14 protein-coding genes are annotated in these 13,587 nt (G+C 70.0%); 10 read left to right on the top strand and 4 right to left on the bottom strand.

Annotated elements, in window-relative coordinates; all coding sequences use genetic code 11:
• Window positions 1-19: 19 nt before the first annotated feature.
• Entirely contained in the window at window positions 20-784 is a 765-nt protein-coding gene (locus OHT52_RS13455; protein ID WP_328720388.1) for a sugar transferase, read from the bottom strand.
• A 405-nt stretch (window positions 785-1,189) separates the two neighbouring features.
• Here OHT52_RS13455 and dnaK point away from each other — a divergent pair, with 405 nt between their 5' ends.
• From dnaK to OHT52_RS13435, 4 genes are all read left to right on the top strand, one after another.
• The gene (dnaK, locus tag OHT52_RS13450) at window positions 1,190-3,040 is read left to right on the top strand and encodes a molecular chaperone DnaK (protein ID WP_328720387.1); all 1,851 of its coding nucleotides are present in this window, start codon (window positions 1,190-1,192) and stop codon (window positions 3,038-3,040) included.
• Window positions 3,037-3,675 carry a nucleotide exchange factor GrpE gene (gene grpE / locus OHT52_RS13445; protein WP_328720386.1) on the top strand — a complete coding sequence of 213 codons (639 nt, stop codon included), beginning with the start codon at window positions 3,037-3,039 and terminating at the stop codon, window positions 3,673-3,675. The genes dnaK and grpE overlap by 4 nt, the downstream gene beginning before the upstream one ends.
• Before the next feature lie 174 nt (window positions 3,676-3,849).
• Entirely contained in the window at window positions 3,850-5,043 is a 1,194-nt protein-coding gene (dnaJ, locus tag OHT52_RS13440; RefSeq protein ID WP_328720385.1) for a molecular chaperone DnaJ, read from the top strand.
• A 1-nt stretch (window position 5,044) separates the two neighbouring features.
• Window positions 5,045-5,491 carry a heat shock protein transcriptional repressor HspR gene (locus OHT52_RS13435; RefSeq protein ID WP_328720384.1) on the top strand — a complete coding sequence of 149 codons (447 nt, stop codon included), beginning with the start codon at window positions 5,045-5,047 and terminating at the stop codon, window positions 5,489-5,491.
• 156 nt (window positions 5,492-5,647) lie between these two features.
• Here OHT52_RS13435 and OHT52_RS13430 read toward each other — a convergent pair whose 3' ends face one another.
• Window positions 5,648-6,628 (bottom strand): helix-turn-helix transcriptional regulator, encoded by a 981-nt coding sequence (locus OHT52_RS13430; RefSeq protein WP_328720383.1) that lies wholly within the window; start codon window positions 6,626-6,628, stop codon window positions 5,648-5,650.
• Window positions 6,629-6,726: 98 nt separating this feature from the next.
• Here OHT52_RS13430 and OHT52_RS13425 point away from each other — a divergent pair, with 98 nt between their 5' ends.
• Together OHT52_RS13425 and OHT52_RS13420 are read left to right on the top strand one after the other, a co-directional pair.
• Window positions 6,727-7,170, top strand: coding sequence for a hypothetical protein (locus tag OHT52_RS13425; RefSeq protein ID WP_328720382.1), 444 nt, complete (start codon window positions 6,727-6,729; stop codon window positions 7,168-7,170).
• Window positions 7,167-7,487, top strand: coding sequence for a (2Fe-2S)-binding protein (locus tag OHT52_RS13420; RefSeq protein ID WP_266707018.1), 321 nt, complete (start codon window positions 7,167-7,169; stop codon window positions 7,485-7,487). The genes OHT52_RS13425 and OHT52_RS13420 overlap by 4 nt, the downstream gene beginning before the upstream one ends.
• A gap of 162 nt (window positions 7,488-7,649) precedes the next feature.
• On the opposite strand, the gene OHT52_RS13415 is transcribed toward OHT52_RS13420, so the two are convergent.
• Window positions 7,650-8,054 carry a pyridoxamine 5'-phosphate oxidase family protein gene (locus OHT52_RS13415; RefSeq protein WP_328720381.1) on the bottom strand — a complete coding sequence of 135 codons (405 nt, stop codon included), beginning with the start codon at window positions 8,052-8,054 and terminating at the stop codon, window positions 7,650-7,652.
• 173 nt (window positions 8,055-8,227) lie between these two features.
• On the opposite strand from OHT52_RS13415, the gene clpB reads away from it, so the two are divergent.
• Window positions 8,228-10,834, top strand: a complete 2,607-nt coding sequence (clpB, locus tag OHT52_RS13410) for an ATP-dependent chaperone ClpB (RefSeq protein ID WP_328723722.1) — start codon at window positions 8,228-8,230, stop codon at window positions 10,832-10,834.
• Window positions 10,835-10,919: 85 nt separating this feature from the next.
• On the opposite strand, the gene OHT52_RS13405 is transcribed toward clpB, so the two are convergent.
• Window positions 10,920-11,435, bottom strand: a complete 516-nt coding sequence (locus OHT52_RS13405) for a hypothetical protein (RefSeq protein ID WP_328720380.1) — start codon at window positions 11,433-11,435, stop codon at window positions 10,920-10,922.
• Window positions 11,436-11,636: 201 nt separating this feature from the next.
• Here OHT52_RS13405 and OHT52_RS13400 point away from each other — a divergent pair, with 201 nt between their 5' ends.
• The 3 genes from OHT52_RS13400 (at window position 11,637) to OHT52_RS13390 (ending at window position 13,543) form a co-directional block, all read left to right on the top strand.
• Window positions 11,637-12,185 (top strand): YbjN domain-containing protein, encoded by a 549-nt coding sequence (locus OHT52_RS13400; protein WP_328720379.1) that lies wholly within the window; start codon window positions 11,637-11,639, stop codon window positions 12,183-12,185.
• A 525-nt stretch (window positions 12,186-12,710) separates the two neighbouring features.
• Window positions 12,711-13,196: a prevent-host-death family protein gene (locus OHT52_RS13395; RefSeq protein WP_328720378.1), complete on the top strand. Its 486-nt coding sequence runs from the start codon at window positions 12,711-12,713 to the stop codon at window positions 13,194-13,196.
• A 20-nt stretch (window positions 13,197-13,216) separates the two neighbouring features.
• Window positions 13,217-13,543, top strand: coding sequence for a hypothetical protein (locus OHT52_RS13390; RefSeq protein ID WP_328720377.1), 327 nt, complete (start codon window positions 13,217-13,219; stop codon window positions 13,541-13,543).
• Window positions 13,544-13,587: the final 44 nt, after the last annotated feature.

Raw genomic sequence — 13,587 nt, 5'->3', positions numbered from 1 at the left:
CTGTGCTGACCCTATCCACTTATTCCAGTGGGCTGTAGCCGGGCAGCCGGTGATCTGTGTCGCTCAGGCTGCCCTTGGCCCGCCGGGCCGTTCCGCGGAGGGTCGCGCGCACAGGAGTGTGCACGGATTCGGCCAGAATTGCCAGGTCGAGCCCGATTCGCTGGTATTGGGTCCGGGTCAGCGCCAGGGCCTGGGCGTAGTGCAGATCGAGCAGCGCCGTCTCGTCCCAGGGCATCCCGGAGCGGGCGCGCACCTGCGCGAGCCCGGTCAGCCCGGGGCGCAGCTCCAGCCGCCAGCGGCGCGGCCCGCCGTCCAGGAGCCGGGGGTCGTCCGGCGCGAGCGGGGCCGGGCCGACCAGTGACAGCTCCCCCCGGACGACGTGCACCAGCCGGGAGAGCACGTCGAGCCGGAGCCGCCGGGTGCGCAGCGACCGCAGGACGAAGGTGCGCCCGCCGAGGCCGGCCCGGGTGCTCCGGTCGACCACCGCGCCGGGGCCGTGCCGTACGGCGAGGGCGAGTGCGGCGGCCAGCAGTGCGGGAGCCGTCAGCAGCAGCAGGGCCGAGCCGAGGACCACGTCCAGCAGCCGTTTGGGCCCGCCGTCGAGGGGCAGGGGCGGTGCCGGTGGCCGTACGGGGAGCCGCGTCGGCGGCCGTACCCCGTGGGGCGGCGGTACGGGCCTTCCGCGCGGGGAGGGGTTCAGGGGCCGGACCGGCCGGGCCGCCTGGAGCGACTGCCACCATGCGCCGCCGCTCTGTCTGTAGCGCCGCTGCCTCGCGTTCCGCATCGCGCCCGCCCGGGTTTCGGAGTTCGGTGGGATCCGGGCCGGTACGTTTTGACCGGCTCTCGGCATTTTGTGACAGAACAATCCCACGGTGCGATGGTGGGACGGGGGGAGTGGCGCGCCGTTTCCCGCGTGTCTCACCGGTGGTCCGCCGGGCGCCCCGCCGGAGCCTCCCGGAGCCCCGCCCGAGGGCAGGGGCCGTGCGGCGGGTGGGGTGCGTGAGGCGGGCGGCGATCCATGGCCGACAGGCCGGAAGGTCGCGCACGGCTCTGAGCTGCGCGTTCATCATCTGGCGCCTGGGATCGGCACTTAAGTTGAGTCGAGATGACTCAGGTCCGTTGACTCTTCGGCGGGTGTCATGCATCCTTGAGTCAGATCCGCTCAAGTAGTTCTTCAGGAGGAATCGAAATGGCACGTGCGGTCGGCATCGACCTGGGCACGACTAACTCCGTCGTCAGCGTTCTCGAAGGCGGCGAGCCCACCGTCATCACCAACGCCGAAGGCGCCAGGACCACGCCGTCCGTCGTCGCCTTCGCGAAGAACGGCGAGGTGCTCGTCGGCGAGGTGGCCAAGCGTCAGGCCGTCACCAACGTCGACAGGACCATCCGCTCCGTCAAGCGCCACATGGGCACTGACTGGAAGATCGACCTCGACGGCAAGAGCTTCAACCCGCAGCAGATGAGCGCCTTCATCCTGCAGAAGCTGAAGCGCGACGCCGAGGCGTACCTGGGCGAGAAGGTGACCGACGCGGTCATCACCGTCCCGGCGTACTTCAACGACTCCGAGCGTCAGGCGACGAAGGAGGCCGGTGAGATCGCGGGCCTCAACGTCCTGCGCATCGTCAACGAGCCGACCGCCGCCGCGCTGGCGTACGGCCTCGACAAGGACGACCAGACGATCCTCGTCTTCGACCTCGGTGGCGGCACCTTCGACGTGTCGCTCCTGGAGATCGGTGACGGCGTCGTCGAGGTGAAGGCCACCAACGGTGACAACCACCTCGGTGGTGACGACTGGGACCAGCGCGTCGTCGACCACCTGGTGAAGCAGTTCGCCAACGGCCACGGCGTGGACCTGTCCAAGGACAAGATGGCTCTCCAGCGTCTCCGCGAGGCCGCGGAGAAGGCGAAGATCGAGCTCTCGTCCTCGACCGAGACCACGATCAACCTGCCCTACATCACGGCGTCCGCCGAGGGCCCGCTGCACCTGGACGAGAAGCTCACGCGCTCCCAGTTCCAGCAGCTGACCGCCGACCTGCTGGACCGGTGCAAGAGCCCGTTCCACAACGTCATCAAGGACGCGGGCATCGCGCTCTCCGAGATCGACCACGTCGTTCTCGTCGGTGGCTCGACCCGTATGCCGGCCGTCGCCGAGCTCGTCAAGGAGCTGACCGGTGGCCAGGACGCCAACAAGGGCGTGAACCCGGACGAGGTCGTCGCCATCGGCGCCTCGCTCCAGGCCGGTGTCCTGAAGGGTGAGGTCAAGGACGTCCTGCTCCTCGACGTCACCCCGCTGTCCCTCGGTATCGAGACCAAGGGCGGCATCATGACCAAGCTCATCGAGCGGAACACGACGATCCCGACCAAGCGGTCCGAGATCTTCACCACCGCCGAGGACAACCAGCCCTCCGTGCAGATCCAGGTCTACCAGGGCGAGCGCGAGATCGCGGCGTACAACAAGAAGCTCGGGATGTTCGAGCTGACGGGCCTGCCGCCGGCCCCGCGCGGCGTGCCGCAGATCGAGGTCACCTTCGACATCGACGCCAACGGCATCATGCACGTCGGAGCCAAGGACCTCGGCACCGGCAAGGAGCAGAAGATGACCGTCACCGGTGGCTCCTCGCTGCCGAAGGACGAGGTCAACCGGATGCGTGAAGAGGCCGAGCAGTACGCCGACGAGGACCACCGTCGTCGTGAGGCCGCCGAGTCGCGCAACCAGGGCGAGCAGCTCGTCTACCAGACGGAGAAGTTCCTCAAGGACAACGAGGACAAGGTTCCCGGCGACGTCAAGACGGAGGTGGAGACCGCGCTCGGCGAGCTGAAGGAGAAGCTCAAGGGCGAGGACACCGCCGAGATCCGTACGGCCACCGAGAAGGTCGCGGCCGTCTCCCAGAAGCTGGGCCAGGCGATGTACGCCAACACCCAGGCCGATGGCGCGGCCGCCGGTGAGCCCGGTGCCGAGCAGGCCCGTCCGGCCGACGACGACGTCGTCGACGCCGAGATCGTGGACGACGAGAAGGACAGCAAGGGCGGTGCGGTGTGACGGAGGAGACCCCGGACTTCGAAGAGAAGCCCGACGTCCCTTCCGGCGCCACCTCCGACGACGCCGAGCCGAAGGCCGCCTCCGAGGAGGCGGCCCCGGCCGGGGACGCTGACCAGACAGCAGGCCTGACCGCACAGCTGGACCAGGTGCGCACGGCGCTCTCCGAGCGCACCGCGGACCTCCAGCGGCTGCAGGCCGAGTACCAGAACTACCGTCGCCGCGTCGAGCGGGACCGGGTCACGGTCAAGGAGATCGCCTCGGCGAACCTCCTGACCGAGCTCCTCCCCGTCCTCGACGACGTCGGCCGGGCCCGCGAGCACGGCGAGCTCGTCGGCGGCTTCAAGTCGGTGGCCGACTCCCTGGAGTCGATCGTCACCAAGCTGGGTCTCCAGCAGTTCGGCGAGGAGGGCGAGCCCTTCGACCCGACGATCCACGAAGCCCTGATGCACAGCTACGCGCCGGACGTCACGGAGACGACCTGCGTGGCGATCCTGCAGCCGGGGTACCGCTTCGGCGAGCGCACCATCCGCCCCGCGCGGGTCGCCGTCGCGGAGCCGCAGCCGGGCGCCACGCCCGCGGCGGCCAAGGAAGAGCAGGCAGACGACGAGGAGAGCGGTGGACCTGAGGAGGTCTGACATCACGTCGGACCACTCGGTCGCACACCGACCGGCCGGGCGGCCGGCCCCAGGGCCGGCCGCCAGGGCCTTTCACAGGGACCGGTGCGGCCCGGGGAGCGACAGTGCTCCCCGTGAGCCGGACATGTCCCGCGCGAGAGGCCGACGGCCGATCGTCCGGAAGGAGGGACGTCGATGAGCACGAAGGACTTCGTCGAGAAGGACTACTACAAGGTCCTCGGCGTCCCGAAGGACGCCACCGACGCCGAGATCAAGAAGGCGTACCGGAAGCTCGCCCGCGAGTTCCACCCGGACGCCAACAAGGGTGACGCCAAGGCCGAGGAGCGCTTCAAGGAGATCTCCGAGGCGAACGACGTCCTCGGGGACGCCAAGCGGCGCAAGGAGTACGACGAGGCGCGCGCCCTCTTCGGCAACGGCGGGTTCCGGCCCGGTCCCGGTGCCGGAGGCGGTTTCCCCGGAGGTTTCGACCTGGGGGACCTCTTCGGAGGTACCCAGGGCGGCCCCGGAGGCCAGGGCGCCGGCGGATTCGGCGGCGGGGGAGGCCTCGGCGACGTGTTCGGCGGGCTCTTCAACCGCGGTGGCGGCGCCGGTACCCGCGTCCAGCCGCGCCGGGGCCAGGACATCGAGACCGAGGTGACGCTCAGCTTCACCGAGGCCGTCGACGGGGCCACGGTCCCGCTGCGGATGTCCAGCCAGGCGCCCTGCAAGGCGTGCTCCGGCACCGGCGACAAGAACGGCACCCCGCGGGTCTGCCCGACCTGTGTCGGTACGGGGCAGGTCTCGCGCGGCAGCGGTGGCGGGTTCTCGCTCACCGACCCGTGCGTGGACTGCAAGGGCCGCGGACTGATCGCCGAGAACCCCTGCGAGGTCTGCAAGGGGAGCGGACGCGCCAAGTCCGCCCGCACCATGCAGGTCCGCATCCCGGCGGGCGTCTCCGACGGGCAGCGCATCCGGCTGCGCGGCAAGGGCGGCCAGGGCGAGCGCGGCGGTCCGGCCGGCGACCTCTACGTCGCCGTCCACGTGGACGCGCACCCGGTCTTCGGCCGCAAGGGCGACAACCTCACCGTCACGGTGCCCGTCACCTTCCCGGAGGCGGCACTCGGCGGCGAGGTGAAGGTGCCCACCCTCGGTGGCCCTCCGGTCACCCTCAAGGTCCCCGCAGGTACCCCGAACGGGCGTACGATGCGCGCCCGTGGAAAGGGCGCCGTGCGCAAGGACGGCACCCGGGGCGACCTCCTCGTCACCGTGGAGGTCGCGGTGCCCACGGAGCTGGGCGACGAAGCCAGAGAAGCGCTGGAGGCCTACCGCAAGGCGACCGCGGCCCAGGACCCGCGGGCCGACCTGTTCCAGGCCGCGAAGGGAGCTTGAGATGGACGGCCGCCGACGTAACCCGTACGAACTGACCGATGAGACCCCGGTGTACGTGATTTCGATCGCGGCCCAGCTCTCGGGTCTGCACCCGCAGACGCTCCGTCAGTACGACCGCCTCGGTCTGGTCTCCCCGGACCGCACGGCCGGCCGTGGACGGCGTTACTCGGCCCGTGACATCGAACTGCTGCGCAATGTGCAGCAGTTGTCCCAGGACGAGGGCATCAACCTGGCCGGCATCAAGCGCATCATCGAGCTGGAGAACCAGGTCGCCGCGCTCCAGCAGCGCGTCGTCGAGCTCTCCGCCGCGGTGGACGGGGCGGCGGTCGCCATGCGGCAGGCCGAGGCCCAGGTGCACGCCTCGTACCGACGCGACCTCGTGCCGTACCAGGACGTGCAGCAGACCAGCGCGCTGGTCGTCTGGCGGCCGAAGCGGCCGAAGGACTGAGAGCGGGGGGACGGGCGCGTGCCGCCCGTCCCGCCCGTGGGCCCGTCACCGGTGATGCCGGTGGACGGGCCCTTTCCGTGTGCGGCGGCGCGTTCCGGGACGGCCCGCCCCTGGTGCGTCGGGCGGGGGCCCGCCCCGCCGGTGGCGCGCCGGGTGTCAGTCCTCGCTGAGGATTCCCGACTGGGCTATCAGGAAGCCGAGTTGGGCGCGGCTGCTGCTGCCGAGCGTGGCGGCGAGCTTCGCGATGTGCGCCCGGCAGGTCCGGACGTTCATCCCGAGCCGACGGGCGATCGAGTCGTCCACGTGTCCCTCGACGAGGAGGTGGGCGATGGAACGCTGGACGGCGCTGATCCCGTCCGGCGTGGGCTCGTACCGGATCTCCTCCAGCAGCGGGGTGGCGCGGGTCCAGAACTTCTCGAAGACCGACGCCAGGTACGCGACCAGCCCCGGATGGCGGAGTTCCAGGGCGACTTGGCGGTCGTCCTGGGCCGGGATGAAGGCGACCGAGCGGTCGAAGACGATGAGTCGCTCGATGAGTTCCTCGGACGTCCTGATCTCGACGTTCGCGTCGGCGATGCGTTCCGCGTAGGCCAGGGTGCTGGGGCTGTAGCGGACCGTGTGCTGGTACAACGTCCGCATGCGGATGCCTCGGTGGACGACGGAGAGGCCGCGCTCCAGGGCCTTTCCGAGCCGGTCCTCGTTCCTTCCGCCGCCGGGCTGGATGGTGAGGACCTCGGTGCGGCACTCCGCGGTGGCGACGTCGAGGGCGCCGTTGATCCGGTTCACGCCCTCCAGCACGGTGATGGCGTGGGTGGCCGGCGGTCCCTGCGCGCTGATGTCCATGAAAGGCTCGAAGGACTGGGCGAGCCGCACCGAGTGGCGCCTGCGTTCCTGTATCTCGCGCTCCAGGGGATTCACATGCTGTGCGAGCGCGGTGGAGGGCGGCACGGGGCGCAGCCAGTCCGGGTCGTCGGGGTCGGCGTGCAGCAGGGCGAACTCCATCAGGCACGGAGCCGGTTCGACCTCGTCGCGCGCGATCCGTCCGGAGCGGAGCGCGCCCGAGTAGAGACGTTTGCCGTCCTCACACAGTTCGGTGATCCCATGAGGATGTGTCGTTTTCGTGTCTCTTGTGATCATTTCTCCACCCCCCAGGTTCCTGAACATGCAAGAACATGATGCATCGAGTCTGTGGTGTTCACAGGGTCGCGTGAGACATCGTCTTAGGAGCGGGGGAGATGAATCCACAAGTGAGGACGAAGCCGATTATGGATAAGCGAATGCTTCGCTCGGTGCTTGCCGCCTCGTTCGTCGCAGCCTTGGGTTTCGGGCTGGTGGGCGCGGGCGACATCGGCTGGGACAGTGAGGCGGCTGCTGTCCCGGGGGACATTGGCTGGAGCGGCGAAGCTTCGGTGACGCCCGGTGACATCGGCTGGGATTCGCTGAACAAGGTCCAGCGTGACATCGGTTGGGCCGTGCAGGCGTCGGCGACCGGTGACATCGGCTGGGACTCGTTGAACAAGGTCCAGCGTGACATCGGTTGGGCCGTGCAGGCGTCGGCGACCGGTGACATCGGCTGGGACTCGCTGAACAAGGTCCAGGGCGACATCGGCTGGGATTCACTGAACAAGGTCCAGGGCGACATCGGCTGGGACGCGCTTCCGGCTTCCGCAGACGCATGACCACCCCGCCGGACGACCGGATCTTCCGGCGCGAGATGGCTTCGGCCTATCGCTCGGGGTGGCACTTCGTCGACCTGCTCACCGCTCTGCCGGGCCCGGGTGACTCGTTGATGGTCACCTTGCTCGGTGAGCCCGTGGTCGTCGTGATGGAGGAGGGCGAGGAGATCCGCGCCTACCGCTGTCTGCGCAGGCCGCGCGGCGCCCCACAGCCCGTGCGCTGCGAAGTGAGGTACGGCATGATCTTCGTCAATCTGGACCAGCGCGACCACGAACTGTTCGACCCCGAGACCATTTCCGCCACCCCCCGAAGCGCCTGAGCGATCCCCCGAACCACCACATCGCTCAAGCGCGTCCCCCACACAGCGGCGCCACCGTGACCTGACACGGTGGCGCCGCTGTGCTTGTGCCGGGCACGTCCCGGACTGGTGACCGGGCCGGCGCCCGGCCCCGTCCCGAAGCGGCGTCGGCCTTCGCCGCCGTCAGGCCCGGCCGAGGGCCCTGTCCAGGGCGATCTCGATGACGACACGCGTCGGGTTGGCCCTCGGCTCCCGCCCGTAGCGCTCGGTGTGACGGCGTTCGGCGTCCTCGACGACCTCCCGCTCCGTACGGACCGTCGCGCGCCCCTCCAGCGTCGCCCAGCGGGCGCGGTGCATCTGGCAGACCGCGACCCGTGCCCCCTCGGGTCCCGCCGCCCGGACGTGGGCGACCTTCCGGCTGCCGCCGTCGGTGATGACGCGGGCCAGACCCGCCTCGGGGTCGTACGTCACGCAGACGGGGACGACGTGCGGGGTGCCGTCCGGTCGGAGGGTGGTCAGGGTGCAGAGGTGGTACTCGCGCCAGAAGGCGAGGTACTCGGGGCTGGGGTCGCGTACGTCGTGGGCCATGGCCGAAGCGTAGGAGCTGCCCCCGCGAGCCCTCCGCCGGTGCCTTCGTGGCGCCCGGTATCCTCGAAACTCAGCCTTGAGTGGAATAGACTCAACTTTGTGCACGTTGGTCGAATCATGGACCAGGTGCCGTGCCTGGGCAGGACGCGATCGTCGAGGAGGAGACAGCGCACGTGGACGCCGAGCTGACGAACAAGAGCAGGGACGCCCTCACCGCGGCCACCAGCAGGGCCGTGAAGGACGGACACCCCGATCTGACCCCCGCACACCTGCTGCTCGCGCTGCTCGCGGGTGAAGACAACGAGAACATCATCGATCTGCTGGTCGCCGTCGAGGCGGACCAGGCCGCGGTACGCACGGAGACCGAGCGACTGCTCGGCGCGCTGCCCCGCGTCACCGGTTCCACCGTGGCGCCGCCGCAGCCCGACCGTGAGCTGCTCGCCGTCGTCAGCGACGCCGCGCGGCGCGCCAAGGACCTCGGTGACGAATACGTCTCGACCGAGCACCTGCTGATCGCGGTCGCCGAGAAGGGTGGCCGGGTCGGTGAGATCCTCGGTGCGCAGGGGGCCGGTGCGAAAAAGCTGCTGGCCGCGTTCGAGAAGAGCAGGGGAGGGCGACGGGTGACCACACCCGACCCGGAGGGTCAGTACAAGGCCCTGGAGAAGTTCGGTACGGACTTCACGGCGGCGGCCCGCGAGGGCAAGCTCGACCCGGTCATCGGCCGGGATCAGGAGATCCGCCGCGTCGTACAGGTGCTGTCGCGCCGTACGAAGAACAACCCGGTCCTCATCGGTGAACCCGGTGTCGGCAAGACCGCCGTGGTGGAAGGGCTCGCCCAGCGCATCGTCAAGGGCGACGTGCCCGAGTCGCTGCGCGACAAGCGGCTCGTCTCCCTCGACCTCGGGGCGATGGTCGCGGGCGCCAAGTACCGGGGCGAGTTCGAGGAGCGGCTGAAGACCGTCCTCTCCGAGATCAAGGAGAGCGACGGCAAGGTCATCACCTTCATCGACGAGCTGCACACCGTCGTCGGCGCGGGCGCCGGAGGCGACTCCGCCATGGACGCGGGCAACATGCTCAAGCCCATGCTGGCCCGCGGTGAACTGCGGATGGTCGGCGCGACCACGCTCGACGAGTACCGCGAGCGGATCGAGAAGGACCCCGCCCTGGAGCGCCGCTTCCAGCAGGTGCTGGTCGCCGAGCCCAGCGTCGAGGACACCATCGCGATCCTGCGCGGGCTCAAGGGGCGTTACGAGGCGCACCACAAGGTCTCCATCGCGGACGCCGCGCTGGTGGCCGCCGCGACCCTGTCCGACCGCTACATCACCTCCCGCTTCCTCCCGGACAAGGCGATCGACCTCGTGGACGAGGCCGCCTCCCGGCTGCGCATGGAGATCGACTCCTCGCCCGTCGAGATCGACGAGCTGCAACGCGCCGTGGACCGCCTCCACATGGAGGAGCTCGCGCTGAAGAACGAGACCGACCCCGCCTCCCGGCAGCGGCTGGAGAAGCTCCGCCGCGACCTCGCGGACAAGGAGGAGGAGCTGCGCGGTCTCAACGCCCGCTGGGAGAAGGAGAAGCAGGGCCTCAACCGGGTCGGTGAGCTGAAGGAGCGTCTCGACGACCTGCGCGGCCAGGCCGAACGCGCCCAGCGCGACGGCGACTTCGACACCGCGTCCAAGCTGCTGTACGGCGAGATCCCCGGCCTGGAGCGCGAGTTGGAGGAGGCCACCGAGGCCGAGCAGGTGGCGGCCGAGGCGCCCAAGGAGACCCTCGTCAAGGACGAGGTCGGCTCCGACGACATCGCCGACGTGGTCGGCGCCTGGACGGGCATCCCGGCCGGCCGCCTGCTGGAGGGCGAGACGCAGAAGCTGCTGCGGATGGAGGACGAACTCGGCAAGCGCCTGATCGGCCAGAGCGAGGCCGTCCGCGCGGTGTCGGACGCGGTGCGCCGCACCCGGGCCGGGATCGCCGACCCGGACCGTCCGACCGGCTCCTTCCTCTTCCTCGGCCCCACCGGCGTCGGCAAGACCGAGCTGGCCAAGGCGCTCGCGGACTTCCTCTTCGACGACGAACGGGCCATGGTCCGCGTCGACATGAGCGAGTACAGCGAGAAGCACAGCGTCGCGCGGCTCGTCGGTGCCCCGCCCGGGTACGTCGGTTACGAGGAGGGCGGCCAGCTCACGGAGGCGGTCCGCCGCCGCCCGTACAGCGTCGTGCTGCTCGACGAGGTGGAGAAGGCCCACCCGGAGGTCTTCGACATCCTGCTCCAGGTGCTGGACGACGGCCGGCTCACGGACGGCCAGGGCCGGACGGTGGACTTCCGCAACACCATCCTGATCCTGACGTCCAACCTCGGCAGTCAGTTCCTGGTCGACCCGCTGCTCAAGCCCGAGGCCAAGAAGGAGCGGGTGCTGGAGGTCGTACGGGCCTCGTTCAAGCCGGAGTTCCTGAACCGGCTGGACGACCTGGTCGTCTTCTCCGCACTCACCGGCGACGAACTCGCCCACATCGCGGGGCTCCAGATCGGCCGCCTCGCCAAGCGGCTCGCCGACCGGCAGCTCGCCCTCGACGTCACCCCGGCCGCGCTGGCCTGGCTCGCCGAGAAGGGCAACGACCCGGCTTACGGCGCCCGGCCGCTGCGCCGCCTCATCCAGACGGCGATCGGCGACCAGCTCGCCCGGGAGATCCTCGCGGGCGAGATCGCGGACGGCGACACCGTACGGGTGGACGTGCCCGGGGACGGCTCCGAGGCCGGCCTGATCGTGGGCGCGGCGGGCTGACGGTCCCGGTCCGGAATCAGCGGTGTCCGGCGACCGCCGGACACCGCCCGATCCGCCCGATCCGCCCGGACACCGCGAGCGTGCTTCAGACGTCGAAGGGGTGGACGTGTACGAGGACGGTGCCGTCGTCCTCGTACACGGCCGTCATGTCGGCGGCCAGGGCCCGGCCGTGCGGCTGGTCGCCGAACTGAAGATTGCCGCAGGCGTCGACACCGTCGTCGCAGAGGTCCGTGGCGTACCAGGGGTCCGCGATTGCGGGGAACGCCGTGGCCAGCCAGTCGTCCAGTGCCGTCCGGGTGATCCGGAAGCGGATGTCGTACCCCGCGTCCAGCCAGCTGTTCTCCTCCAGGCACTTCCGGTCGTGCGCGGCCTCGGGCAGCGGGGTGCCGAGGAACCGCACCGCCTCGTCGCAGGTGACGGCGGGCTTCCCGAGTTCCCCGCCGGTCACCGCGGAGAACACGGCCTGGCCGACGAGGAGGATCGCCATCGTGGCCGGGACCACCGCGATGCCGAGCAGCACGGCCCAGAACCACGGGTGCGCCCGCCGGCTCCCCCGTACCGACTCCCGCGCTGCTCCGGGCGGCTGTATACGGTCGTCCACGGCGTACTCCTGTCCGAACCGGCCGCGCAGGACCGGTGAAGGGCTCCGGCCGCGGAAGACGCGGTCCGGCTCCCGGAGGTTCCCGGTCCGCCGACGGCGGACCGGTCCTTTCCGCCGGCAGCGGATCGCCCCCGCCGGGGGTTGCCATTCCCCGCCCGCCATGGGAGAGGATGGCGTACAACCGCACGAAGGGAAATTACGGTGAGCATCGATCCGTCCTCGATTCCTAATTTCGGGGGCCAGCCCGAACCGCAGGCGGCAGGACCGGAGGGCCCCGTCGTCCCTGACCAGGACCTCGTCAAGCAGCTCCTGGAGCAGATGGAGCTCAAGTTCGTCGTCGACGACGAGGGCGACCTCGCGGCGCCGTGGGAAGAGTTCCGCACGTACTTCATGTTCCGTGGCGAGGCGGACCAGCAGGTCTTCTCGGTGCGGACGTTCTACGACCGCCCGCACGACCTGGACCAGCGCGCCGTCCTGCTGGACGCGATCGACGACTGGAACCGCCGCACCCTGTGGCCGAAGGTCTACACGCACTCCCACGAGGGCGAGGAGGGCGAGGCCGGTTCGGTCCGCCTGATCGGTGAGGCGCAGATGCTCATCGGTACCGGCGTCGCCCTGGAGCACTTCGTCTCCTCCACGGTGAGCTGGGTCCGCGCCTCCATCGAGTTCGACAAGTGGCTCGTCGAGCGCCTCGGCCTCGCGCCGGCCGAGGAGAAGTCCGAAGGGGCCGACGAGACGCCCGAAGGCTGACCGCCTTCGTCTCCGTTCGCGGGACGCACCCGCACGACGCCCGCGCGCGTCACGCACGACGCCCGGCCGGGGCGGCGATCACCACGACCGCCGCCCCGGCCGTCGGCGTTTTCGGGCGTGTAAGGGCACCTTCACGGCGGTCACGGCCCCGGGGCGGCGATCCGTCGACCACCGGGCATCAGGACCACGTGATTCCGCCGGGCATCGAGGAAGCGCTGAACAAGCACCTCACGGGCACCACCCGCGTCACCTTCCTCGGCAAGGCGTCGCACTCGGCGTTCCTGCGCGCTTCCTGACGCACGCCCCGTCTGCCGCCCGGCCGCCCCGGGCGGCGGACGGCCCCGATGCTTCGAGCGGCGGGTGGCGGCCACCGCGCTCCGGGCGCCGGATCAGCGGTTCCGCAACCCGGCCAGCCTTGCGACCGCCCCTTCCAGCACACCCTTCCGCTTGCAGAAGGCGAAGGCATGCGCATCGAAGGCCGGACGGTCTCTTGAAATCAGATCGTGATCTGAGTAAGCTCTGATTATGTCTACCGTGCGTCTGGACGCAGAAACGGAATCCGTTTCCTTCACCGATCTCTCCCGCAATCCCAAGGGCGTTGCCGCCAGAGCCGCTGCCCTGGGACGGCTTCGGGTCACCCATCGGGACGCGCCGGACATGGTGCTGACCACGGCTGTACGCGCGGAGGGTGCGGAGGAGAACCTGACCACCGCCTCGCGGCTCTTCCTCGCGCTGATGAAGCAGGACGACGGCGCCAGGGCGCTCCTCCTCGCACTGCCCGAAGTGTTTCCGTGGGCACGGCACCTGGACGCGGAAGAGATTCGGGCTTTCACCGTCGAGCTGATTGAAGCGTTGTCGGACGCCGCCGAACTGGGGGCGGGGGAGACCGTGCACCGCGCGATCGTCTCCTGGCGAGCCACGGCACGCATCAATGCCGATCCCGAGCAGCTCAGGGAATCGCTGCGTGCGCTCGATGGTGATGACCTCGGCCAGGTCGAGGTGCGTGGGTGAGCCCGAAGAAAGGAGACCGAGTGAGCGTTCCGCCCCTCAACGGGTGGAACGTCGTCTTCGGGACCACAGAGGCGGTGACGGGCTGGGAGGAACTGTGTCGCGTGGCCCTGCCGAGCGCGCATCGCTGCCTGGACGCTCTCCGGAGCGACCCTCTGACCCGGTCCAACTGGAATCGCCAGCATCAGTTGCGCGGCAGGCACGCCACCAAAGTGTGGAAGGGCTCCGACCTGGACCAGTGGGAGTACGAGGTCACCAGCGGTGGTCGAGTGCGCTACCTGGTCAGCGTGGAGACTTCCACCGTGATCCTCGTGTACGCCTCTCCGCGGCATCCGAAAGACACCGAGTGAACTGTGGTCGCTTCGGGAGCGGGGCTTGAGCAGGTCCCGCCCCC

It is taken from the genome of Streptomyces sp. NBC_00247, from assembly GCF_036188265.1.
In the GTDB taxonomy this organism is placed as follows: Bacteria; Actinomycetota; Actinomycetes; order Streptomycetales; family Streptomycetaceae; genus Streptomyces.
Note: the sequence above shows the minus strand (reverse complement) of the source record. Positions and strands in the feature narration are given on the sequence as shown.